This is a genomic window from Streptococcus sp. GMD6S (assembly GCF_000297015.1).
In genome coordinates this window covers 1-1,395 of record NZ_AJRH01000139.1, presented here as the reverse complement: position 1 = coordinate 1,395, position 1,395 = coordinate 1, and the positions used below count along the sequence as shown (strand labels likewise).

The following is a 1,395-nucleotide window of genomic DNA, read 5'->3' as shown; positions in this document are numbered from 1 at the left end:
GAAGGTGGACGAGCGTCAGATTGCGCGCAAACGTGCCATTGTATCTTCCATGACACCTGAGGAGCGTGAAAATCCCGATTTGTTAAATCCAAGCCGTCGCCGTCGTATCGCTGCAGGTTCTGGAAATACCTTTGTTGAAGTCAATAAATTTATCAAAGACTTTAACCAGGCCAAACAGCTCATGCAAGGTGTCATGTCTGGCGATATGAACAAGATGATGAAGCAAATGGGAATCAATCCAAATAACCTTCCAAAAAATATGTCAAATATGGGAGGGATGGATATGTCTGCCCTTGAAGGCATGATGGGACAAGGTGGAATGCCGGATATGTCAGGTCTCGGAGGAGCAGGCATGCCAGATATGAGCCAGATGTTTGGTGGCGGACTCAAAGGTAAAATCGGTGAATTTGCCATGAAACAGTCTATGAAACGTATGGCCAACAAAATGAAAAAAGCGAAGAAAAAACGTAAATAAAAAAGGAAAGCAGAAGTGCTTTCCTTATTATTATGTGACTATTAGTCCGTCTCGCTCCGTAAGGTGCGAGACAAATAAACCACCCGTTAGACATTATAGAGTATATTATTGTTGTTCAGGTAGAATAAAACAGAAGCAGAAACTATAAATACTTATTTTCATTTTATCGAAGTCTATTATCTTAGTTACACAATATATAAGTAATTTTACATTTACTAAATTAAAATATTATTTTAGTGTCAAATAGTCACTGTTGATGGTATAATTTAAGAGAAGTTTATATAAGGGAGTTTTTATTATGGTTATTAATAGTATTAATTTAGTTATACCCAACGATATTCAAAGGGGCTTAGTATCAGGTATATACAAACAATTTGGTTCTGTTATCAGAAATAATAAGGGACAGATTATTAAGCATCTCAAAGCTGTAGATTTTTCTAAAGATACTGCAAATAAATTAATCGGCAATAAGGCTATAAAAGTTGGACTAATAGGTGCAGGAGTTTTAGCTGTGGGAGGAGTTGGTTATTACAGTTATCGCAGTATGCAGATGAATAGTGTATCAAAATCTTTAATAAAGAGGTTAACTCAGTATTTAATTACCGCTCAAAAAGGAGAATTGACTGAAAAAGATATTGATAAGTTTTTAAATTTCTTAAATAAAAATGAATCTCTGCTAAAGAAATTAGAATTAGATACCTCTCTTGATGAATTATTTGAATTGGTTAAGACTTATACAGAGCAGTTTGCTGAAGCAAACAACTTTGTATATCATAATGAAACTAAAAGAAAAACTAATCATAACGACAAAATTATTAATCTAAAAGAGTATCTTAAAGTACAAAAGAACATATACAGTTCAGAAGTAATTTAGTTATTTTAATTTTATAATTTGAGATGCTAAAAAAGTTTCTATTCTA

2 protein-coding genes are annotated in these 1,395 nt (G+C 33.3%); both read left to right on the top strand.

Annotated features, from left to right (window positions below):
- Positions 1 to 475, top strand: a 475-nt coding sequence (locus tag GMD6S_RS09150; protein ID WP_000619110.1) for a hypothetical protein, incomplete at its 5' end; no start/stop codon positions are given.
- A gap of 298 nt (positions 476 to 773) precedes the next feature.
- On the top strand, positions 774 to 1,349 hold the full coding sequence (locus GMD6S_RS09145) for a hypothetical protein (protein WP_000236455.1): 576 nt from the start codon (positions 774 to 776) through the stop codon (positions 1,347 to 1,349).
- Positions 1,350 to 1,395: the final 46 nt, after the last annotated feature.

Bases quoted from the DNA above. Each gene is read 5' to 3' on its own strand.
- GMD6S_RS09145 (WP_000236455.1), top strand. From the start codon at position 774: ATGGTTATTAATAGTATTAATTTAGTTATACCCAACGATATTCAAAGG.